General features: G+C 33.2%; 1 protein-coding gene. It reads right to left on the reverse strand.

What is annotated here, in order from left to right; translation table 11 throughout:
• On the reverse strand, positions 1-416 hold a 416-nt coding region (locus tag EGV92_RS13770; protein WP_165525637.1), incomplete at both ends, for a C40 family peptidase.

Raw genomic sequence — 416 nt, forward strand, 5'->3', positions numbered from 1 at the left:
TCATTATCGAAGAACGCTAAGTCTCCTGGTTCACTTTCTTCAATAAAACTTAAAACTTCACCTTGACTGGATTGTTGCGATGCATCACGCAGTAATTTATATCCATTAAGCTTATAAACCATTTGTGTAAATCCTGAGCAATCAATTCCAAATGGTGTTTTTCCACCCCAAAGATATGGTGCGTTCATATAAAGGTAAGCAGTAGAAACTAGGTTTGCTTTTGGCTTGATGCCACTAATTTTTAGTCCTTCGAATTCATAATTCTCAACATTTATATCGGCATGATTTAAAAAAGACAACGAAGCGCCTAAAGTTATAGGAATCAAACTATTATTTCTTGCCGAAATATATTCCACTAAATCTGAATTTAAAATAGCAGCTTCTTTAGAAAGTGTATTGAAATTATCTTGTGAAAT

The sequence above is a fragment of the Psychrobacter pygoscelis genome, assembly GCF_004335015.1.
Taxonomy (GTDB): domain Bacteria; phylum Pseudomonadota; class Gammaproteobacteria; order Pseudomonadales; family Moraxellaceae; genus Psychrobacter; species Psychrobacter pygoscelis.